Source organism: Enterobacter cloacae complex sp. FDA-CDC-AR_0164, from assembly GCF_003071645.1.
In the GTDB taxonomy this organism is placed as follows: Bacteria; Pseudomonadota; Gammaproteobacteria; order Enterobacterales; family Enterobacteriaceae; genus Enterobacter; species Enterobacter ludwigii.
This window is the reverse complement of record NZ_CP028950.1, coordinates 818,325-837,933: the sequence shown is the minus strand read 5'-3', so window position 1 is coordinate 837,933 and position 19,609 is coordinate 818,325. Positions and strand designations below refer to the sequence as shown.

At 57.0% G+C, this 19,609-nt stretch carries 20 protein-coding genes; 9 read left to right on the top strand and 11 right to left on the bottom strand.

The window, feature by feature from the left end:
- Positions 1-90: 90 nt before the first annotated feature.
- From AM410_RS04100 to AM410_RS04070, 7 genes are all read left to right on the top strand, one after another.
- Complete coding sequence (locus AM410_RS04100; protein ID WP_108647521.1) at positions 91-1,506, top strand: aldehyde dehydrogenase family protein; 1,416 nt, start codon at positions 91-93, stop codon at positions 1,504-1,506.
- Positions 1,507-1,614: 108 nt separating this feature from the next.
- On the top strand, positions 1,615-1,938 hold the full coding sequence (locus AM410_RS04095; RefSeq protein WP_059306417.1) for an antibiotic biosynthesis monooxygenase family protein: 324 nt from the start codon (positions 1,615-1,617) through the stop codon (positions 1,936-1,938).
- Positions 1,931-2,308 (top strand): amino acid-binding protein, encoded by a 378-nt coding sequence (locus AM410_RS04090; RefSeq protein ID WP_108647519.1) that lies wholly within the window; start codon positions 1,931-1,933, stop codon positions 2,306-2,308. The genes AM410_RS04095 and AM410_RS04090 overlap by 8 nt, the downstream gene beginning before the upstream one ends.
- Complete coding sequence (locus tag AM410_RS04085) at positions 2,301-2,996, top strand: ArsR/SmtB family transcription factor (protein ID WP_108647517.1); 696 nt, start codon at positions 2,301-2,303, stop codon at positions 2,994-2,996. Before AM410_RS04090 ends, AM410_RS04085 begins: the two co-directional genes overlap by 8 nt.
- A gap of 135 nt (positions 2,997-3,131) precedes the next feature.
- Entirely contained in the window at positions 3,132-3,602 is a 471-nt protein-coding gene (locus tag AM410_RS04080) for a MarR family winged helix-turn-helix transcriptional regulator (RefSeq protein WP_025205651.1), read from the top strand.
- Positions 3,599-4,666, top strand: a complete 1,068-nt coding sequence (locus AM410_RS04075; RefSeq protein WP_086533213.1) for an HlyD family secretion protein — start codon at positions 3,599-3,601, stop codon at positions 4,664-4,666. Before AM410_RS04080 ends, AM410_RS04075 begins: the two co-directional genes overlap by 4 nt.
- Positions 4,656-5,732: a DUF2955 domain-containing protein gene (locus tag AM410_RS04070; RefSeq protein ID WP_014168468.1), complete on the top strand. Its 1,077-nt coding sequence runs from the start codon at positions 4,656-4,658 to the stop codon at positions 5,730-5,732. The genes AM410_RS04075 and AM410_RS04070 overlap by 11 nt, the downstream gene beginning before the upstream one ends.
- On the opposite strand, the gene AM410_RS04065 is transcribed toward AM410_RS04070, so the two are convergent.
- From AM410_RS04065 to AM410_RS04055, 3 genes are read right to left on the bottom strand one after another with little or no spacing between them, the layout of a single operon-like run.
- On the bottom strand, positions 5,729-7,000 hold the full coding sequence (locus tag AM410_RS04065) for a DUF445 domain-containing protein (RefSeq protein ID WP_014168469.1): 1,272 nt from the start codon (positions 6,998-7,000) through the stop codon (positions 5,729-5,731). The two genes, AM410_RS04070 and AM410_RS04065, sit on opposite strands and share 4 nt — an antisense overlap.
- A gap of 3 nt (positions 7,001-7,003) precedes the next feature.
- Positions 7,004-7,657 carry a LysE family translocator gene (locus AM410_RS04060; protein ID WP_086533214.1) on the bottom strand — a complete coding sequence of 218 codons (654 nt, stop codon included), beginning with the start codon at positions 7,655-7,657 and terminating at the stop codon, positions 7,004-7,006.
- Positions 7,658-7,696: 39 nt separating this feature from the next.
- Positions 7,697-8,449, bottom strand: a complete 753-nt coding sequence (locus tag AM410_RS04055; protein WP_032681723.1) for an AraC family transcriptional regulator — start codon at positions 8,447-8,449, stop codon at positions 7,697-7,699.
- A 154-nt stretch (positions 8,450-8,603) separates the two neighbouring features.
- Between AM410_RS04055 and AM410_RS04050 the strand changes: the two genes are divergently transcribed.
- Positions 8,604-9,974, top strand: a complete 1,371-nt coding sequence (locus AM410_RS04050) for an NAD-dependent succinate-semialdehyde dehydrogenase (RefSeq protein WP_032679567.1) — start codon at positions 8,604-8,606, stop codon at positions 9,972-9,974.
- A gap of 44 nt (positions 9,975-10,018) precedes the next feature.
- Here AM410_RS04050 and AM410_RS04045 read toward each other — a convergent pair whose 3' ends face one another.
- Positions 10,019-10,339, bottom strand: a complete 321-nt coding sequence (locus tag AM410_RS04045) for a hypothetical protein (protein ID WP_020885318.1) — start codon at positions 10,337-10,339, stop codon at positions 10,019-10,021.
- A complete protein-coding gene (locus AM410_RS04040) occupies positions 10,339-10,884 on the bottom strand; it encodes a YfaZ family outer membrane protein (RefSeq protein WP_108647515.1) in 546 nt (181 codons plus the stop codon). Before AM410_RS04040 ends, AM410_RS04045 begins: the two co-directional genes overlap by 1 nt.
- 412 nt (positions 10,885-11,296) lie before the next feature.
- On the opposite strand from AM410_RS04040, the gene AM410_RS04035 reads away from it, so the two are divergent.
- Positions 11,297-12,655 carry an esterase-like activity of phytase family protein gene (locus tag AM410_RS04035; protein WP_044859180.1) on the top strand — a complete coding sequence of 453 codons (1,359 nt, stop codon included), beginning with the start codon at positions 11,297-11,299 and terminating at the stop codon, positions 12,653-12,655.
- 46 nt (positions 12,656-12,701) lie between these two features.
- Here AM410_RS04035 and yjiA read toward each other — a convergent pair whose 3' ends face one another.
- The 6 genes from yjiA to hpaB all read right to left on the bottom strand — a co-directional run bounded on the left by yjiA (position 12,702) and on the right by hpaB (position 19,495).
- Positions 12,702-13,655: a GTPase gene (gene yjiA, locus AM410_RS04030; protein ID WP_020885316.1), complete on the bottom strand. Its 954-nt coding sequence runs from the start codon at positions 13,653-13,655 to the stop codon at positions 12,702-12,704.
- Between the two features lie 10 nt (positions 13,656-13,665).
- Complete coding sequence (locus AM410_RS04025) at positions 13,666-13,869, bottom strand: YbdD/YjiX family protein (protein WP_003856610.1); 204 nt, start codon at positions 13,867-13,869, stop codon at positions 13,666-13,668.
- A gap of 96 nt (positions 13,870-13,965) precedes the next feature.
- On the bottom strand, positions 13,966-16,119 hold the full coding sequence (locus tag AM410_RS04020; RefSeq protein ID WP_020885314.1) for a carbon starvation CstA family protein: 2,154 nt from the start codon (positions 16,117-16,119) through the stop codon (positions 13,966-13,968).
- A 190-nt stretch (positions 16,120-16,309) separates the two neighbouring features.
- On the bottom strand, positions 16,310-17,227 hold the full coding sequence (locus AM410_RS04015) for a helix-turn-helix transcriptional regulator (protein WP_020885313.1): 918 nt from the start codon (positions 17,225-17,227) through the stop codon (positions 16,310-16,312).
- 178 nt (positions 17,228-17,405) lie between these two features.
- Positions 17,406-17,915: a 4-hydroxyphenylacetate 3-monooxygenase reductase subunit gene (locus AM410_RS04010; protein ID WP_047743336.1), complete on the bottom strand. Its 510-nt coding sequence runs from the start codon at positions 17,913-17,915 to the stop codon at positions 17,406-17,408.
- A gap of 17 nt (positions 17,916-17,932) precedes the next feature.
- The gene (gene hpaB, locus AM410_RS04005; RefSeq protein ID WP_014168483.1) at positions 17,933-19,495 is read right to left on the bottom strand and encodes a 4-hydroxyphenylacetate 3-monooxygenase, oxygenase component; all 1,563 of its coding nucleotides are present in this window, start codon (positions 19,493-19,495) and stop codon (positions 17,933-17,935) included.
- Positions 19,496-19,609: the final 114 nt, after the last annotated feature.

The following is a 19,609-nucleotide window of genomic DNA, read 5'->3' as shown; positions in this document are numbered from 1 at the left end:
GAAAATCGAAACAACCCTTGCAGCATAGCGTGGATTATCGCAACGGAGAAGCCGTGCCAGACTGTGTCCATACAGCCTGAGGAGGTTTATATGCACAACATCGAACAGATCTTTATCAACGGAGAATTTGTTACCCCGCACGGCACCGAACGTTTTGATTTATACAATCCGGCGACGGCGCGGGTGATTGGCCAGGTTCGCCTGGCTGATGAGGTAGACGCTGAGCATGCCATCGCGGCCGCGAAAGCGGCATTTCCGGCATGGTCGCAAACCCCCCGACAGGAACGCATTGCCGCGCTGAAACGCATGCATGCCGCCGTGGCCGCCCGTCATGATGCGCTGCTGGACGCGGTGATTGAAGAGTACGGCGCGCCAGCCTCGCGCTCGGCGTGGATGGCCCGCTACCCGGCAGATGTCATTGCCCAGGCCATCGAGGCGCTGGAAGCCTTTGAGTTTGTGACTACGGCGGGGGCGGCAACGGTGCAGATGACGCCGCTTGGTGTCGCCGGGCTTATTACCCCGTGGAACAGCGACGCGGGGTTTATCTGCGGCAAACTGGCGGCTGCGCTCGCGGCGGGCTGCACGGCGGTGATTAAACCGAGCGAGATGAGCGCATTGCAAACCCGCATTGTCACCGAGGCGCTGCGCGATGCCGGGTTACCGCCGGGCGTGTTTAACATTGTCACCGGACGGGGCGATACGGTCGGTGAGACCCTCAGCCGCCATCCGGACGTGGCGAAAATTTCGTTTACCGGTTCGACCGTTACCGGCAAAGCGATACTGCGCAACGCGGCGGAGAGTGTTAAGCGAGTGACGCTGGAGTTAGGCGGTAAATCGCCGACGATCCTGCTTGATGATGTCGATTTGGCGCAGGCTATCCCGCTGGTGGTGCAGGCCGGGTTTATGAACAGCGGGCAGGCGTGCGTGGCCGGAACGCGCATTCTGGTACCGCAGTCGCGTAAGGCGGAAATCGAAACTGCGCTGGCGCAGGCCGTCGCGGCCGTGAAATCCGGCGATCCGCGCGATAACACGACAGAAATTGGCCCGATGGTCAGCGAAAAACAGTGGCTGCGGGTGCAGGGCTATATCCGTAAAGGTCTCGACGAGGGGGCAAACCTGCTGGTGGGGGGCGAAGGGCGTCCGGAAGGGACGCAGGACGGCTGGTTTGTGCGCCCGACGCTGTTTGCTGACGTCACAAATCAGATGGCGATTGCCCGGGAAGAGATCTTCGGCCCGGTACTGTGTGTGATCGCTTATCAGGACGAGGCCGAAGCCGTCGCCATTGCCAACGACACCGAGTATGGCCTGAGTGCGATGGTGCTGGGCAGGGATGTCGAACGTGCGCGTCGCGTGGCGCAGCAGATTGTCGCGGGCCGCGTGCTGGTGAACACGCTGGCCCATGAGCCTAAAGCGCCGTTTGGCGGGTTCAGGCACTCCGGCGTGGGGCGTGAGATGGGCGAGTGGGGGATCCGCGCGTTTATGGAGCCGAAGTCGATTCTGGGATAACCGTTTGTCGCCCTCCCGGGAAGAGGGCGACAATACTTCGCCCTTCACCGAAGCATCCGTATTTTCTTTCCTGCATGCTCTCCGCACCCTCACAACGGAGAGACAACCATGATTGCAGTCCTTTTCGAAGCCCAGGCCGTGCCTGCCCACCAGGCGCGTTACCTGCAGCTCGCAGCCGAACTCAAACCCCTGCTGGCAGATATCGACGGGTTTATTGATATCGAGCGTTTTCAGAGCCTGACCACCGACGGCAAAATTCTCTCCCTCTCCTGGTGGCGGGATGAAGAAGCGGTCCGCCGCTGGAAGCAGAACGTCTTTCATCAGGCGGCGCAGAGGGAGGGGCGGGAGGCCATCTTTACCTACTACCGCATTCGGGTGGCGCAGGTGGTGCGGGAATACGCCTCAGAAACCGGAGGGCATGCGGATGTATGACGTTCATGTGATTTTCGACGCTACGCCAGGGGAACTGGCGCGATTTGGCCAGCTGTTGGGGTGTAATGGTGTGGGGCTGGAGGGCGGCGGCGTGTTTGGTACCGAAGCCCATTTCCTGGTGGAAGAGGGCGAAAAAGCCCGTCGCGTGCTGCTTGAGGGCGGGTTTAACGTCCGGTCAGTCCGTAAACCGCTGATCAGAAAACTGCAGCAGGCGCGTCCCGGTGAGCTGGGCGAGATTGCCGCGGCGTTAGCGGCTCACGGTGTGTCTGTACTGACCCAGTACAGCGACCATGCGAATCACCTCATTCTGCTGACGGATAATGATAAGCTGGCGGCAGAGATCACCAGACCATGGGCAGTCCATGCTTAAGACCCGTTTACCCCCTGACAACAGCGCGCTGCTGGAGCAGGCCATGGCGGCAGTGGCCGCCGCCATGGCGGATCCGTCGCGTGTGAAAATGCTCTGTGCGCTGATGGATGGCAGGGCATGGACCGCCACCGAGCTGAGCGCGGCGGCGGATGTCGCCCCCTCCACCGCCAGCGGGCACCTGACCCGTCTGCTGGACGGAAAGCTGATTACCTGTCTGTCACAGGGGCGGCATCGCTATTACCGCCTGGCAGGACACGACGTGGCGGAGCTGGTCGAGCAGATGATGGGGCTGTCGTGGAGCCGCATCACCCCGCCGGAAACCACCGCCCCGAAAGCCCTGCGTGAAGCCCGCACCTGTTACGACCATCTGGCAGGGACGGTGGCCGTTCAAATCTATGATTTTATGCAGGCGCAGGACTGGCTGGAGACGGACGGGTCAGCCCTGACCGTGTATGGACGCGAACAGTTCCTGACGCTCGGTATTTCATTAAGCGCCAATCCGCGCCGTAAGGCCTGCTGTGCCTGTCTTGACTGGAGCGAGCGGCGGTTTCATCTGGGGGGCGAGGCGGGCGCGGCGCTCCTCGCGTACCTGGACAGCAACGGCTGGATCCAGCGGGTGGCGGGATATCGGGACGTGGTAGTCACCGCGTCGGGAAACGTTGCCATTAAAAAACGTTTTAGCCGCTAAATTCTCCGCGGTCTGATGCCCTTTCCCACCGGGAGAGGGCATTCGTTTTTCGCAATTCCTGCTCTTTTGTCTCTCGTTTCTTGATACTTACCCTGGTAACTATTACCTTGACCGCGTGTTACGAGAGGATATCCCATGCGTGAAGAAGAACTGTTTAGCCGCAGACCGATGGGGATGCGGATGGCCATGATCGTGCGTCAGTGGCGCGCCGTGATTGACGACGCCATTCTCGAGACCGGGTTAACCCAGTCGAGCTGGACGGTGATGATGCAGCTTCAACAGCTTGGGGATAACGTCTCGGTGAGTGAACTGGCGGAGGTGCAGGGTATTGAACTGCCGCCGCTGATGCGCACGCTGACACAGCTGGAAAAACAGGGTTACCTGTTACGCACCGTATCGCCTTATGACAAGCGTATCCGGCTACTCACGCTGACGCCGGAGGGGAACGCCGTACTCAGGACGCTCTCCCGGGTGATCGAGACATTTCAGGCGCGCGTATCGCAAAACATCGCGCCGGAACATCTCGATATTTTCAGCGCCACATTGAATCAAATCGCCTGCAATTTGCGGAAAATCCGCGAAGAAGATAACAAGACCGAAAAATAATGACTCCTGAACAAAAGTTTGCCCGCTGGGTAAGGGTAAGTATTGCCTCTTTCCTGCTGATGTTTGTCTACTTTGTCGTCGCGGACATCTGGATCCCGCTGACGCCGGACTCCACCGTCATGCGCGTGGTGACACCGGTTTCTCCGCGCGTCTCCGGCTACGTGGCGGCTGTCCATGTACACAACAACAGCCAGGTGAAGCGAGGCGACCTGCTGTTTGAGCTGGATGACACGCCGTTTCGCAATAAAGTGGAAGCAGCGCAAATCGCGCTGGAGCAGGCGCGACTTTCTAACGAACAGCTGGATGCGCAGATCGCGGCCGCACAGGCCAGCCTAAAAACCGCCGTGCTGACCGCGCGTAACGACAAGGTGACCTACGATCGTTATCAGAAACTCAGCACGCTGCAGAACGTGTCGCAGGCGGATCTGGATAAAGTCCGGACCACCTGGCAGAGCAGCGAGCAGTCCGTCAGTTCGCTGCAGGCGAACATCCGTAACCTGCGCATTCAGCGCGGTGAGCGGGAAGAACACCGCAACGTCACCCTGCAAAAATACCGCAACGCGCTGGATGAAGCGGAACTGAATCTTGGCTGGACGAAGGTTTACGCCCAGGCGGACGGCACGGTCAGTAACCTGCAGCTTAGCCCGGGTTATTACGCCTCCTCCGGCTCGGCCGCGCTGGCGCTGGTGAATAATCAGGCCGATATCGTGGCCGACTTCCGCGAGAAGAGCCTGCGCCATACCCATCAGGGAACCGATGCCGCCGTGGTGTTTGACGCCTTCCCGGGACACGTCTTCCGTGCGCATGTGACCAGCAGCGATGCGGGGATCCTCGCCGGACAGGAGGCGGTGAACGGCGAGCTGTCCGAGCCAGAAACCTCCAACCGGTGGGTTCGTGATGCCCAGCGTATGCGAATCCACGTGGCGCTGGACGAGGCGCTACCGAAGCAACTTCCGACCGGTGCGCGTGCCACCGTGCAGCTCTATAACAGCGAAGGGCCGTTTGCGCGCTTCTTCTCCGGGATGCAGATCCACCTGGTGAGCCTGCTGCACTATGTCTATTAACACTCTGGCGCGGGTGTTTACCCCGCACGGCAACATCGTCTATACGGCAAACGACTTTCGCCAGACCCTGCGCATCGTCTTTGCCGGCATGATTGCGCTGAGCATTTCGAGTTTTTACAACACTCACTACGGCGTGTTTTTCGTGGTCTACCCCATCATGCTGCTGTCACTGGTACCGGTCTTTAACCGCCACGTGGCGAAGCAATTTATCTTTAGCGCCTCGCTTAACTGCGTTGAAATGGTCATTATCATCGGCTATCTGTCGCAATGGCCGGTGATCATGACATTAGTCGTGTTCGCCCTGTACGTCATGCGTTTTCGCTTTATGAGTAAGGGACCGCTGTTTCTGTTTGGTTCGATGGGCGTGGTCTGCCAGAGCGTGATGCTCAACTTTATGAGCTATCCCACCACCGACTGGCATACGTTGCTGTTTTCCAATATCGAAGCGAGCGTTATGGCGGTGTGCCTGAGCGCGCTGATGAATTACCTGCTGCCGGACGTGGAGCCGCGCAAGCCGCCGCCGCTGATTGAAAAAGATGACGCCCGCGTGCGCCACGAGTCGCTGCTTTCCGGGACCGTTGCCACCCTGATTTTCGTCATCTTCCAGATAAGCGACCTGAGCGACTCACTTTCCGCGCTGATGGCCGGGGTATTGATTCTGTTTCCCATGCACTATCGCGGCGCGGTGATGAGTTCCCTCTGGCGCGTGGTCGGCGTGGTGCTGGGCTGCCTCTACATTCTGGTCGTCCAGCTTATCCTTTACGATCACAGCAGCCATATGCTGCTGATGATGCCGCTTATCGGCCTTGGGCTGGCATTTGGCGCGCGGCTGCATGTGATGGAGAAGGTCGGCGCCGGGGTCGGGTTTTCCAGCATCACCACCATCGGCATTATGTTCGGGCAGAACATGCACCCGGACAGCGACCTGGTGTTCAGCGATCTCTATCGCATTACCTCGGTGACCTTTGCGCTGGTGGCGACCCTGACAATGGTCTTCCTGGTGCATTTGATCCTCAATCGCTTTGCCCCTACGCGCTATGTGATCGCGCCGCCTGAGGCGAATTAATGCGCGAGCACGGCAGGCAATTGCGAGAGTAAAAACAGGATCAGGCCAATCGTCCCACCCACCAGCGTGCCGTTCACACGGATGAACTGCAGGTCTTTGCCGATGTTAAGCTCAATCTGGCGCGACATATCTTTGGCATCCCAGCTCTTGACCGTGTCGCTGATATGTCGCGTGAGGAACGCGGCAAAATCCGGTGCCACGCGGTGCGCCGCCTGCTCCAGATGCTCGTTCAGCGATGCCTGCAGGCTGGCATCGTTCGACAGCGTTTCACCAAACCACAGTCCGGCGTTGGCGATGCGCTGCCTGACGCGCGAGTCCTCGCTTTGCATATCCGCTTTCAGCCACTGACGCAGGTCGGCCCACATCTCGCCCAGATAACGGTTAAACGCCTCGTCGTTCTTCAGATAGTGCTTGATGTTATCGGCTTTGGCGGCCATTTCCGGATCGTTTTTCAGGTTGTCGATAAACTTCAGCGTGGCGCGGTCAAACGCCTGGCGGATCTGGTGCGTGCGGTCGTGGCTGATATCATCCAGCAGCGTATTCACCGCATTCGACACCATCTCCGCACTCTGATCGCCGAGCCACTCGGTAGGCAGCACCATGGCCTTGCGCGGATGCTCGGTCTTCAGCCAGTGCACAATCTGGTCGGCGATAAAGTCCCGCGTGCTGTCACGCTGGATAAGCGCGATCAGGCGGTTGATGATGGCGTCCAGCAGCACCTGATGGCGATTGTTCCGGGTCATGCTCTCCAGCATCACCGCGCTGGTTTCGGTGAAGTCGACCTTGTCGATGGCCTTGTGCACCGCCCGTTTGAGCAGCCGCTGAATGCGTCCGTCGTCGGTCAGTTCAAGAAAACCGCTCATTACCTGAATCAGATGCAGCCCGACGCGCCGGGCGTTGTCGGGCTGGCTGAACCAGGTGCCAATCATCTGTGCCGGTTCATAGCGGCGGATCAATGCCACCAGCGACTGGGTATCGAGAAACTTTTCCTGCACGAACTGACCCAGATTGTCGCCAATGCGGTCTTTGTTGCGCGGAATGATCGCCGTATGGCGTGAGATAAACGGGATAGGCACCCGGCGAAACAGCGCGACGACGGCAAACCAGTCCGCCAGTGCGCCGACCATCGCCGCCTCGGCAATGGCCTTTACGCCGCGCACCCAGAAGGTTTGCGGCAGGAACAGGGTGGTGATAAACGCCGCGGCGGCAATCAGCAGCAGCGACAGCGCCAGCAGCTTGGCGCGTTTAAGTTCAGCTATTTTTTCCATGGCTTAAGAATAGAGGGAGGCGGGAAGAAAATGCAAAAAACGCCACACGACCCACCCACCAAACGCCATCAGCACCACGCCAGCGGTTCGCTCAATCAGCCAGAGTGCACGGCTGAGCGTCCGCTGAACCACGGGCAAGCCCATCAGCGACACCAGTGCTAAATCCCAGACCAGCACCACCATTACCATCCAGACACCGCAGGTTGACTGCTGAAGCAGCGTGACATCCGGCCCTAACAGCGCCGTCATGAGCGCCAGATAAAAAAGCGCATTCTTCGGGTTTAACAGTGCCGAACCGAGCCCCAGCAGGATTTGCTTACGCAATGAGGGGCACCGCTGATGAGTCTCATTGAGCGCAAGCGTCTGCGGGCGGCTGCGCGCCAGCCGCGATCCAATCCAGAGCAGGTAGAGCGCGCCGGATAATTCGATAAGGGTGAACAGCCACGAAAACGTGCGCAGGGCGCTCCAGCCGATAATCACCAGCACAATATAGAGCGCGTTACCCGCGGCGATACCGAGGCACAACCCGGCACTGCCGCGCAGCCGGTAACGTGCGGCGTAACCGACCAGCAAAAAGAAATCCGGACCGGGGCTTAACAGGGCTACAAAATGCGCCAGCGCCAGGGCGAGAAAAGCGGAAGGGAAGAACAGTTCCATCGTGACCTCCAGAGCAAAAACGGAGATCACCTTACGGCGTTACGTATCCTGATTATTGTCTGATATTGATCGGCCCGTCGCGTACTGGCGAGGCGTGGCGGCCGTGTAGCTGACGAAGGTTTTATGGAAATGGCTCTGGTCGGCAAACCCGCTCTGGTAACCGACATCGGCGAGATCATCTCCCGCACGCAGTCGCGCTTTGGCGTATTCCACGCGAGAGATGCTGAGAAAGCGTCCTGGCGTCAGGCCGGTGTCCTGTTTAAAGGTGCGGATTAACGTCTCTTTGCGCAGTGAAAATCGCCGGGCAAGGTCGTCAAGGGAAGGCGGAGCGGTGAGGTTCGACAGAAACGCCTCTTGCACCTGCTGACTCAGTGAATGGGGCTTATCTGTGCGGCCTGTAGAGGGGGGAAGGGCGCAAAGCAGTGCGTTCAGGGAGGCCGCGGTCATGTTCTCAACCACTCCAAGATAGTGATTAAACAGCGTTTGGTCGCGAATGACCTGCAGTGCCAGCGAAAGGTCAGTGTCGATATACAGCATGTGGTAGCTGCGTGGCTGTCCCGCCACCGGGTTGCAGCTGTGGGGAGCATGCGCCGGGATGACGATGATGTCGCCAGGGGTCAGGATATACTCCCTGTCATGGACTGTGCAGCACGTCTGGCCTTCCAGGATCGCGCCAATAGAGAGCTGTGGGTGACAATGACGTTTATACGCCTGGGTGCTCTGCCAGGTGCTGCGCAGCTCGTGGCCGCAGGCGCGATGAAAGGTCTGGCGGATGTGTCGGGTCTCGGTCATGGGGGACTCCTGTCAGGAACGTTTTTTATACCATGCCCGCGCGACATGTTGCAGTACCACGCTAAGAACCTTCCGGATATACCCAACTTTACGTCCATCGCCAGTCATATTGTCTACCCTTAATACCCTAAGCGGTAAAACAAGGAGATTCGACATGGCTTACCAGACAGTAAATCCTGCCACAAACCAGCTCATCAAAGAATATCCCTCCCATACCGACGCGGATGTTGAAGCGGCGCTGAAGGCGGCCGATGCGCTTTACCATTCGGACTGGGCAAAAGGCGACATTAACCAGCGCCTGCCGGTACTGCGTAAACTTGCGGACCTCATCGACGAACGTACGGAGGATCTGGCCAGAATTGCCAGCAAGGAGATGGGTAAGCTCATTGAGCAGAGTCGCGGTGAAGTGAAACTGTGCGCGCAAATCGCCCGCTACTACGCGGATAATGCCCAACGGTTCCTCGCCCCGGTGAAGTACGACTCCGAACTCGGGGAAGCGTGGGTCGAGCACCACCCTATTGGCGTGCTGATGGCCGTTGAGCCGTGGAACTTCCCTTATTACCAGCTGATGCGTGTCCTCGCCCCGAACCTGGCGGCCGGTAACCCGGTGATCGCCAAACACGCCAGCATCGTGCCGCACTGTGCAGAGACGTTTGCACATCTGGTGCGTGAGGCCGGTGCACCGGAAGGGGCATGGACCAACCTGTTTATTTCGTCGGATCAGGTGGCGAACATCATCGCCGACGATCGTGTACAGGGTGCCGCGCTGACCGGTTCCGAAAAAGCGGGTAGCGTGGTCGCGGCGCAGGCGGCGAAGCACATCAAAAAATCGACCCTGGAGCTGGGCGGTAATGACGTCTTTGTGGTGCTGGATGATGCCGATCTGGAGAAGGCCGTGAAGACGGGCGTGAATGCCCGACTCAATAACGCCGGCCAGGTCTGTACGGCGGCGAAGCGTTTCATCGTGCATGAGAAGATTGCGGATGCCTTCCTCGCGAAATTCACCGAGGCATTTAAGCAGGTGAAGATTGGCGATCCGCTGGACGAGAGCACCACCCTGGGGCCGCTATCCTCTCAGGATGCGCTGGACACGTTGACCAGACAGGTCAACGAGGCGGTGAAAAACGGCGCGACACTGCATTACGGTGGCAAACCGGTGCAGCGTGACGGGTGCTTCTTTGAGCCGACGATCCTGACGCATATCTCGCGCGACAACCCGGCCTACTTTGAGGAGTTCTTCGGCCCGGTGGCGCAGATCTATGTGGTGAAAAATGATGACGAAGCGGTCGCACTGGCGAACGATTCCCACTATGGTCTGGGCGGCGCGGTGTTCAGCAAGGATATCGAGCGGGCGAAGAAAATGGCGTCGCGTATTGAGACCGGGATGGTGTATATCAACTGGCTCACCGATACCGCGCCAGAGCTGCCGTTTGGCGGCGTGAAGCGATCCGGTTACGGACGCGAACTGTCGGACCTGGGGATCAAAGAGTTTGTGAACCAGAAGCTGGTGGTGGTGCGTAAGTAACTCCGCGAATAAAAAACCTGCCATTCGGCAGGTTTTTTTTGGGGTTATTGCACTTCAATCTTGTCCCAGCCGCTTTTGAACATGCAGCTGTCGACTAAGGTATCCCGGCGATATTCATTCGCGTCTTCAACCGTGTAGCTCGTGGAAATATCCTTTTTCTTTTTCGATTTGTCCATTTTTTCCGAGCTCGAACCGGTCACAACATTGTCCGGGGGCAGATCAATCAGGGCCTGTGCTTCGCATTCCGTGAGCTTTTTATTCATCTCAGCGTCACTGACTCCCGGTTTCACCCATTTATACTGGACGCAACCGGTGAGCAGAAGCGTGATGCTCAGAACGCAAAGCGCGGTAATGCGGTGTTTCATCAGAAGGTGACTCCACCGCCTACATATGCGCCGTCGATCAGCGTGTGGCCAGGACGACCGTCTTTGCCGTCAACGCTTACGTGACGATAACCCACTTTCAGCGTCACAGGCGTGACTGGCGTCCAGCTCACACCGCCGTTGGCTTCCACGTAGTTTTTCACGCTGTTGTTCAGACCTTCTGGTGCGGCATACCCTTCGCCAAACACGTGGATGCTGTCCGTCAGCGCAACGTTAATACCGCCACCGATGGGGAATGCCACGCCGTTATCGCCTTTTTTCGGGCCAAGGTAGATTGCTTTGGCACCGGCATTCAGCATCACCGGGCCCACTTCCAGGTTGTAACCGGCGCCAACGCCACCTGTTTGCGTGCCGTCGTCAGTGTTTTTGAGCCAGTTGCTTTCAAGGTACACGCCGGATGAGGATTTACCCATTTCCAGATTAAGGTTAGTAAAGTTTTTACCTTGCTCAATCGTGCCGCCCATAGCCAGTGCGGAACCCGACAGGACGGTCAGAGCAGAAAGAAGAAGAACATTCATTTTTTTCATGTTTTATGCCTCGTCATTAATTTCATCTGAGGCCACCTTAACAAGCGATGTTTATGACTGCAAATGTGATTAAGGTCGTGTTTTTATGCTGTTTTTGTTAATGGCTGGCTTTTGAAATGTTGCTTTCATGTTTAGTTATCGCCGGGTCAATATGTATTGCCTGGACGTTTAGGACAGGTTTAGTTTTTTGACTAAATAGACACTGAACGAGACAGAGGATAACCGTTTGACATGAATTAATTGGCTTTCTAATAATTTCCAGAAACATTTCAAATTTTACACTTTGTGGTTTAGTTTTACATTTCTGGCGGTTCATGCGCCTGCAATTGCCTGCCCGCGTATCTCTGCGGTGTCATTTTCCTGACACGTTTGTTCTTTACGTTGTTGGCTTCACTTTCTGGATACTAACAATATGAAAAGAAAAATTATTCCTGTGCTTATCGGTTGTGCGCTCTCTTTCTCTGGCCTGGCGGCGCAGCCCACGGCCGAACACTATGTTGTCAGCTTCCCCGAAGGCACGCGCGTGAGCTACAGCGGCGCGTTTGCCGGTGCGTTCCCGAAGGGGCTCCCGGTCGGGATCGGCTCTGGCCTGCTGTTTACCGGTAAACAGGGCGATACCCTGACGTTTGCGACCGTGACCGATCGCGGTCCGAATGCGGATTCGCCGAAAGTGGGGAAAGACGAAGCCAAAATCTTTGTCACGCCCGATTTCGCTCCGCTGCTGATGACGATTCGCGTACAAAATGGCAAAGCGGAGGCCGTCGATGCGCGCCCTCTGCATGACGATAAAGGCGAGATCAACGGTCTGCCGCTGCAAAGCGGCGTGATTGGCTCGACCAATGAAGTGGCGTTCAGTGACACGTTAAAGGTGCTGAAGGGCGACAATCGCGGGCTGGATACGGAAGGTATCACGCCGGACGGTAAAGGCGGTTACTGGCTGTGCGACGAGTACGGTCCGTTCCTGATTAACGTCGACAGTAAAGGCAAGATCCTGGCGATTCACGGTCCGCAGGCGGCGGAAGGCGAGAAATCCATCGCGGGCGGCTTGCCGAATATTATTAAATGGCGTCAACCAAACCGGGGCTTTGAAGGCCTGACCCGTATGCCGGACGGGCGTATCATTGCCGCGGTGCAAAGCACGCTGGATATCGACGGTAAAAGCAAAAAACAGGCGCTGTTTACCCGCCTGGTGAGCTTCGACCCGGCGACCGGGAAAACCGCGATGTACGGTTATCCCATCGACAGCGCGGCCTACAGCAAAAACAGTGACGCCAAAATTGGCGATATTGTGGCGCTTGATAACCAGCAGCTGCTGCTGATTGAGCAGGGCAGCGATAAAAACGATGGCATGCGCAACCTCATCTACAAGGTGGACCTCAGCAAGGCGAGCGATCTGACACGCTTCGATAAGCCGGGCGAATACCCGGAGTTTGATGATGAGAAGACGCTGGCCCAGCGCGGCATTACGCTGGCGGCTAAAACCCAGGTCGTGGATTTGCGCGCGCTTGGCTGGCAGCAGGAAAAGGCCGAAGGGTTAGCGCTGATTGACAACAACACGCTGGCGGTCGCGAACGATAACGACTTTGGCGTGAAGGTGGCGATGGAAAATCCGGTCGAGGGCAAGAAGCTCAAGGACTATCGGGTGAATTCGCAAGGCGCGCTCACGATTGATGATAAACCGGTTGCGACCACCCTCGCCGTGAAGCCGCTGGCGAAGCCGGCGTCAGAAAGCGAACTGTGGATTGTGACGCTGCCCGACGCGCTGAAATAATCTCACAGCCCTCTCCTCAACTGCGGAGAGGGCTGCGTTCGTACGGTTATTTGCGCAGTGCTGCAAACGCTGTCCGGATCTCGTCTTCCGGCAGCTGTAGCCCAATAAACACCATGACGCTTCGCGGTGTTTCATCTCCCCACGGTCTGTCCCAGTCAGCGCTGTACAGCCGCTGTACGCCCTGGAACAGCAGGCGGTTCGGTTCGCCATCAATCCACAGCATCCCTTTGTAGCGCAACAGCCTGTCGGCAAAAGAGAGCAGCAGGTTTTCCATGACGCGGGAGACGTCGCTGATATCCACCGGGTAATCCAGCTCGACCACAATCGACGAGACGTCGTTTTGCTTATCTGCCATAAAGTGGAAGCGCGGCGTTGAGGTGACATGCTCTTCCAGCATAAAGCCGTTGGTGTTGAACAGCTGCGAGAGGTCGATATCACCGTGCGTCGCGATGTAAATCGGCGCCCGCGAGTTGATACGCGTCAGGCGCTCGCGCAGTTTTTCGCTGTCGCCCGCCACGTCGGTTTTGGTCAGCAGGATGCGATCGGCGTAGCCCACCTGCGACTGGGCGAGGGTGAACTGGTTCATCTGTTCGTCGGCATGAACCGCGTCGACCAGCGCAATGACGCCATCCAGCAGGTAGCGCTGGCAGAGGATCTCATGGGCGAAAAAGGTCTGAATAATCGGGCCGGGGTCAGCCATACCGGTGCATTCAATCACCAGGCGGTCAAAATCGATTTCACCGCGATCGCGGCTGTCGAGCAGATCCAGCAGGGCGTCTTCTAATTCATTTGAGCGGGTGCAGCAGATGCAGCCGTTAGTCAGGGTTTTGATCTGCGTGGCGCGATCGCCAATCAGCTGATCGTCGACCGAGACTTCGCCGAATTCGTTTTCGATCACGGCGATTTTGAAGCCGTGCTGCGCGTTCAGAATGTGGCGCAGCAGGGTGGTTTTACCGGCGCCAAGGAAACCGGTCAGCAGGGTGACGGCAATCGGGGTCATGGTCTCTCCTTTAGCAGCAGCGTACGCCGCCTTCTCCACTCCCGCCGTAGCGCGCTTCCTGACGCTCGCGGAAGAATTCGGTATAGGTCATGTACGGTTTATCCGGATGGTTGGTCTTCATATGCTCAACGTAGTTGTCATAGTCCGGAATGCCAATCAGCATTTTCGCCGCCTGACCGAGGTATTTTTTCGCTTCGCCTAAGTTACCAAACATTGTGCCTTCCAGATAGAAAAAGCCCGGCAGGGGCTGCCGGGCGTTGTTTCCCTTCACCCTAACCCTCTCCCGCAGGGAGAGGGATGCGAGGGCGGATTAGTGGTGTGAAGAGGTCTTCACGCCGCCTTCCGGTACCGGGACATACGGGGTTTCTTTATCCGTACGACCCTCGGCGTTACGCACGTTCAGCCAGGTTTTAATGCCGTAGAAGATGATGCTGTACACCACCACCAGGAACAGAATGCTCAAACCTGCGTTGGTGTAGTTGTTCACCACGATATGGTTCATGTTGGCAATCTGCTGGGCAGTGAGGTCCGCGCCGCCTGCGGCAATTTTCTCTTTGTACTGGTTAGCCATGAAGAAGAAGCCTTCCAGCTGCGGATTGGCGCTGAACAGTTTCAGACCAAGCGCCCAGGTGGTGCAGAGCAGCAGCCACAGCGCAGGGATCACGGTGACCCAGATGTATTTGGTGCGTTTCATCTTCACCAGTACAACGGTGCCAAGAACCAGGGCGACAGCGGCCAGCATCTGGTTAGAGATACCGAACAGCGGCCACAGGCTCTTCACGCCGCCCAGCGGGTCGACAACGCCCTGATACAGCAGGTAACCCCACAGACCCACGCAGCCCGCGGTTCCCAGAATACCCGCCACCAGAGAGTCGGTTTTTTTCAGGAACGGCACGAAGTTACCCAGCAGGTCCTGCAGCATAAAGCGTCCCGCACGGGTACCGGCGTCCAGCGCGGTGAGGATGAACAGCGCTTCAAAGAGAATACCGAAGTGGTACCAGAAGCCCATGTCAGCCCACGGCAGCACTTTGTGGAACACGTGTGCGATACCCACTGCCAGCGTCGGTGCGCCACCGGCGCGGTTCAGGACTGACGGTTCGCCAATGTCTTTCGCAGTCTGCATGATCTGCTCAGGCGAAATCACGAAGCCCCAGGAGCTGACGGTTGCGGCAGCATGTGCGCTCGCATCTTTCAGCTGCGCCATGATCAGCGCCGCGTTATCACCGCCCATCTCATGCAGGTTTGGCATGGTAATGCCCAGGCCTGCCGGAGGGGTGTTCATCGCGAAGTACAGCCCCGGTTCGATGATGGACGCGGCAACCAGCGCCATGATCGCCACGAAAGACTCCATCAGCATTGCGCCGTAACCAATCAGACGCGCGTCTTTTTCGTTAGCCAGCAGCTTCGGTGTGGTACCGGAAGCAATCAGGGCGTGGAAGCCAGAGACCGCACCGCAGGCGATGGTGATAAACAGGAACGGGAACAGCGCACCTTTCCACAGAGGACCGGTACCGTCGATGTACTGGGTCACTGCCGGCATTTTCAGATCCGGGTTAATCACCAGGATGCCGATCGCCAGACCGACGATAACGCCGATTTTCAGGAAGGTCGCCAGGTAGTCACGCGGTGCCAGGATCAGCCAGACCGGCAGCAGAGCGGAGACAAACGCATACCCAATCAACGCGAAGGTGATGGTGGTGTCCTTGAAGGTCAGCGCCGGGCCCCAGTACGGGTCGTGCGCAATCACGCCACCGAAGTAGATGGATGCAACCAGCAGCACAATACCAATCACCGATACTTCACCCACGCGACCCGGGCGGATAAAGCGCATGTAGATACCCATGAACAGCGCAATCGGCACGGTAGAGCAGACGGTGAAGACCCCCCACGGACTTTCGGCCAGCGCTTTCACCACGATTAACGCCAGCACCGCGAGGATGATGATCATAATCAGGAAGCAGCCGAACAGTGCGATGGTCCCCGGCACGCGGCCCATCTCCTCTTTGACCATCTCACCCAGAGAGGCGCCGTTACGGCGAGAAGAGATAAACAGCACCATAAAGTCCTGCACCGCCCCGGCCAGCACTACGCCCGCGAGCAGCCACAAGGTACCAGGCAGGTAGCCCATCTGCGCGGCCAGAACCGGGCCGACCAGCGGACCCGCACCGGCGATAGCGGCAAAGTGGTGACCAAACAACACGTAGCGGTTGGTGGGCACGTAGTTGAGGCCGTCATTATTAATGACCGCCGGAGTGGCACGCGTTGGGTCGAGTTTCATGACCTTCTGCGCGATGTATAAGCTGTAGTAGCGATAAGCAACAAGATAGACGGAGACAGACGCAACGACGATCCACAGGGCGCTTACGTGTTCGCCCCGGCGTAGTGCGACAACCGCCAGACAAAAAGCGCCGAGGATCCCGAGTAACGCCCAGGGCACGTGCTTCAGTAGTTTTTTCGTATCCATAGTAAGACCTGGTTTTTTATGTAATGAAAAAGGGTCAGGGTTCGTTATGAGGAGGTATTGATTAATGCTGGAGCGATCGTGCCAGAACCACGCGCGTGTAAAGACAGGTAAATGAATGAGCGGTTGAAAGGGCCAGGTGAGCGGTCAAAGAGGGCGGCGAGTGGTTCCGTCTCGCCGCCGCCGGGAGAAATTATGTGATTGAGATCACGTGGTTATCTGCTGTGCGCTCTACCGCCAGATAATTTTCCAGCGTTTTAAGCAGCTTCTCTTTTAGCCAGTTGGGCTCCAGGATTTGAATGTTCGGCAGCCAGTAGAACAGCAGCGGCAGGATCTGGTTCTCGTGTGCCGCCTGACAGCGCAGCGTGACGCCGTTGTGCTGCTCACCGACAAGCTCTTGTTCTGGCAGCAGGTCGCGGCGCATAAAGTAATGTGAAATAGTATCTTTAATGAATATTTTCACTTCGAAAGTGTCTTCCGACACCCACGGATCAAGGCTTTTTTCCAGCAGTCCGAGCGCATTTTCTTCCGGCGTGAAGGTTTTTTGTTGAATATCAAACCAGCTAATCTGACTCAACGAGAAGGATTTTAGCCGGCTATTCTCGGTGGCTTGTAAATACCATATATTTTTATTGTTAATGAGTTTATAGGGATTAATCAGGCGGGTTTTACCCTTATAAACGATCTGGCATACATTACGATTCTTAATCGATTTCTCGATTTTCGATAAATAGCGACGAATATCACGTTCTACCGTGTGCTCTGCTTCGTTGCCAAGAATAAGAATATGATTTTCGTCAACGCGTGTTTCAAGTTTCTGCCAGAATTCCGTATTTCTTTCCGGGAAAAAGCTATCGGCATTCAGGAAGTTAGCAATCGTGTGATGTAATCCTTGTCCACCGGGAGATTGTGCGGAGTGGATCAGACGATACAGTCCGTTACCGGTATGTTCCACAATAGGTGAAAGCGCATTTAAATCCCGGTAGACAGTGCGCTCGGTAATTTTAAATTTTTCCATGAGCGCACTGCGGTTTACCACACCATTTAAATGTAACTCAACCAGAATATCGACCAGACGTTCAGCCGAGCGGCTCCGCGTCGATTTAGCCATAAGGTCTTCCTGTATATTAGGGTATGCGCTGAATGATGCGGGTCGCACTGACATGTATTGTCAGTATTCAGACACAGAAAATTTCTCTTATGGCTATATAACGGCGTGATTAAGCGGAAACCTTAGGAATTTTTGTGGAAATTGGCGCTGGCCGGGAAACGGCCAGCGCAGGAGGGGGTCATACTGCGGCTTCTGTCTCCATCATGACGGGGTGGAAACGGCGTTTAAAATAGATCAGGCCGTGTCCCACTTCGCTCAGAATGATGTTTTTAATTTCAACGAGATAAACCAGATGGGTGCCGATGGTTTGCACCTGGCTAATCTCGCCTTCAAGGCTTGCCAGCGCGCCCTTCAGCACCGGTTGCCCCTGCGGACCTTTCTGCCAGCAGGAGAGGGCAAAGCGATCGTCCATTGCCATGCCGGTCATCCCGGCGAAGTGGCGGGCCATGATCTCCTGCTCATGGTTCAGCACGTTGACGCACAGCTTACCGTTACCCTGGAAAACCGGGTTCATGGCGCTGTTGGCATTGATGCAGACCATCAGCGATGGCGGGGTGTCCGTGACCGAACAGACGGCGGTGGCGGTAATGCCGCAGCGTCCTGCATCGCCCTCGGTGGTGACAACATTAACCGCCGCCGACAGGCTGGCCATCGCATCGCGAAAACGCAGGCGTTGTTCTGTATGCATTGAAACCTCCCGCTGCGTTATTTCAGCAGCTTATCCAGCATGTTGATATCGGAATTATTGTGCAGGTGCGGCACCGTCCAGCCATGCTGGTCGTACTCGGACATGCAGCGGTCGACCATTGCCATCATTTTGTCCATGTTGCCAGAGCTCTGTGCCTGACGCAGACACTGGAGACGGATTTCGTCCTGGCTGCCGGAGTAGTTGATCTCATACAGCTCGTGACGACCACCAAACTCGCTGCCGATGGCATCCCACATCAGTTTCAAAATCTTAATACGTTCCACGTGATCCATGCCGTTGGAGCCGCGTACGTATTTCGCCAGATACTGGTCGATCTGCGGATTGTTCAGGTCTCGCGCGCTGGACGGCAGATAGATCAGGCCGCTGGTGACGTTACGCTCGATGATGTTCTTGATCTTCGCATAGGCCATCGGGGCCATGACGCGGTAGGTCTGCAGCGCCGCGTGATCCGGCAGGTACGCGCCATTCACCCACGGCGTGGCTTCAGAACACATGGAGTCGCTCAGCGCCCAGAACATGTTGCGCCAGGCCACCACTTCCCCGAGATCCGCCTGCACGCCGCGGAACTCCAGGGTGCCGGTACACTCCAGCGATTTCTTCAGCAGCGCGGTAATGAAATCGAGCTTCACCGCCAGACGTACGCAGGCCTGCAGCGGGTACATGCGGGCAAAACCGCCTTCCATGGTCCAGCGACGGCAGCGATCGAAATCGCGGTAGATCAGCACGTTTTCCCAGGGGATCAACACATGATCCATCACCAGGATCGCGTCGTTTTCGTCGAAACGGCTGGAGAGCGGGTAGTCGTATGGAGAGCCGGTCGCACCTGCCACCATTTCGTAAGAGGCGCGAGAGATCAGCTTCACGCCTTCGGCGTCCATTGGCGCAACGAACATCAGCGCGAAGTCCGGGTTTTCGCCCATCACCTGCGCGGAGCCAAAACCGATCATGTTGTAGTGAGTCAGCGCCGAGTTGGTTGCCACCACTTTTGCGCCGCTAACGATGATCCCGGCGTCGGTCTCTTTTTCCAGCTTGATGTAGACGTCTTTTACTTCGTCCGCCGGTTTGTGACGGTCGATGGGGGGGTTAACGATGGCGTGGTTGAAGTAAAGCCCGGTTTCCTGAATACGGGTGTACCAGTTGCGGGCGTTCTGTTCGAACTGGCCGTAGAACGCCGGATTGGCACCGAGCGCGCAGCCAAACGCCGCCTTGTAGTCCGGGGTGCGGCCCATCCAGCCGTAGCTCAGGCGCGACCACTCGGCGATGGCGTCACGCTGCTGACGCAGGTCGTCGGCGCTTTTCGCCACGCGGAAAAACTTATGGGTGTAGCCGCCGCTGCCGGTATCGGTACCCCAGCACAGCGTGTCCTGCATGTCAGGCTTGTGCAGCGCATCGTACATCTGCGCGATGGAGGCTGCCGCATTGCGAAACGCCGGATGAGTGGTCACGTCTTTGACGCGCTCGCCGTAGATATAAATCTCACGGCCATCCTGCAGGCTTTTTAAATACTCTTCACCGGTTAACGGACGTTTGGCATCAGCGCGGAAATCTTCAGGCTTCATAGGGACCTCGTATCGGAATAGTGATGTTAAATTTATGTTTTGTTTTTGTTGTTTAATTGAAGCCTGAGCGGGGGTGAACGTGAAGGGACGATTGGGACAACGGCTGGTACTTTT

Bases quoted from the DNA above. Each gene is read 5' to 3' on its own strand.
- AM410_RS04100 (WP_108647521.1), top strand. From the start codon at position 91: ATGCACAACATCGAACAGATCTTTATCAACGGAGAATTTGTTACCCCG.
- AM410_RS04095 (WP_059306417.1), top strand. From the start codon at position 1,615: ATGATTGCAGTCCTTTTCGAAGCCCAGGCCGTGCCTGCCCACCAGGCG.
- AM410_RS04090 (WP_108647519.1), top strand. From the start codon at position 1,931: ATGTATGACGTTCATGTGATTTTCGACGCTACGCCAGGGGAACTGGCG.
- AM410_RS04085 (WP_108647517.1), top strand. From the start codon at position 2,301: ATGCTTAAGACCCGTTTACCCCCTGACAACAGCGCGCTGCTGGAGCAG.
- AM410_RS04080 (WP_025205651.1), top strand. From the start codon at position 3,132: ATGCGTGAAGAAGAACTGTTTAGCCGCAGACCGATGGGGATGCGGATG.
- AM410_RS04070 (WP_014168468.1), top strand. From the start codon at position 4,656: ATGTCTATTAACACTCTGGCGCGGGTGTTTACCCCGCACGGCAACATC.
- AM410_RS04065 (WP_014168469.1), bottom strand. From the start codon at position 7,000: ATGGAAAAAATAGCTGAACTTAAACGCGCCAAGCTGCTGGCGCTGTCG.
- AM410_RS04060 (WP_086533214.1), bottom strand. From the start codon at position 7,657: ATGGAACTGTTCTTCCCTTCCGCTTTTCTCGCCCTGGCGCTGGCGCAT.
- AM410_RS04055 (WP_032681723.1), bottom strand. From the start codon at position 8,449: ATGACCGAGACCCGACACATCCGCCAGACCTTTCATCGCGCCTGCGGC.
- AM410_RS04050 (WP_032679567.1), top strand. From the start codon at position 8,604: ATGGCTTACCAGACAGTAAATCCTGCCACAAACCAGCTCATCAAAGAA.
- AM410_RS04045 (WP_020885318.1), bottom strand. From the start codon at position 10,339: ATGAAACACCGCATTACCGCGCTTTGCGTTCTGAGCATCACGCTTCTG.
- AM410_RS04040 (WP_108647515.1), bottom strand. From the start codon at position 10,884: ATGAAAAAAATGAATGTTCTTCTTCTTTCTGCTCTGACCGTCCTGTCG.
- AM410_RS04035 (WP_044859180.1), top strand. From the start codon at position 11,297: ATGAAAAGAAAAATTATTCCTGTGCTTATCGGTTGTGCGCTCTCTTTC.
- yjiA (WP_020885316.1), bottom strand. From the start codon at position 13,655: ATGACCCCGATTGCCGTCACCCTGCTGACCGGTTTCCTTGGCGCCGGT.
- AM410_RS04025 (WP_003856610.1), bottom strand. From the start codon at position 13,869: ATGTTTGGTAACTTAGGCGAAGCGAAAAAATACCTCGGTCAGGCGGCG.
- AM410_RS04020 (WP_020885314.1), bottom strand. From the start codon at position 16,119: ATGGATACGAAAAAACTACTGAAGCACGTGCCCTGGGCGTTACTCGGG.
- AM410_RS04015 (WP_020885313.1), bottom strand. From the start codon at position 17,227: ATGGCTAAATCGACGCGGAGCCGCTCGGCTGAACGTCTGGTCGATATT.
- AM410_RS04010 (WP_047743336.1), bottom strand. From the start codon at position 17,915: ATGCATACAGAACAACGCCTGCGTTTTCGCGATGCGATGGCCAGCCTG.
- hpaB (WP_014168483.1), bottom strand. From the start codon at position 19,495: ATGAAGCCTGAAGATTTCCGCGCTGATGCCAAACGTCCGTTAACCGGT.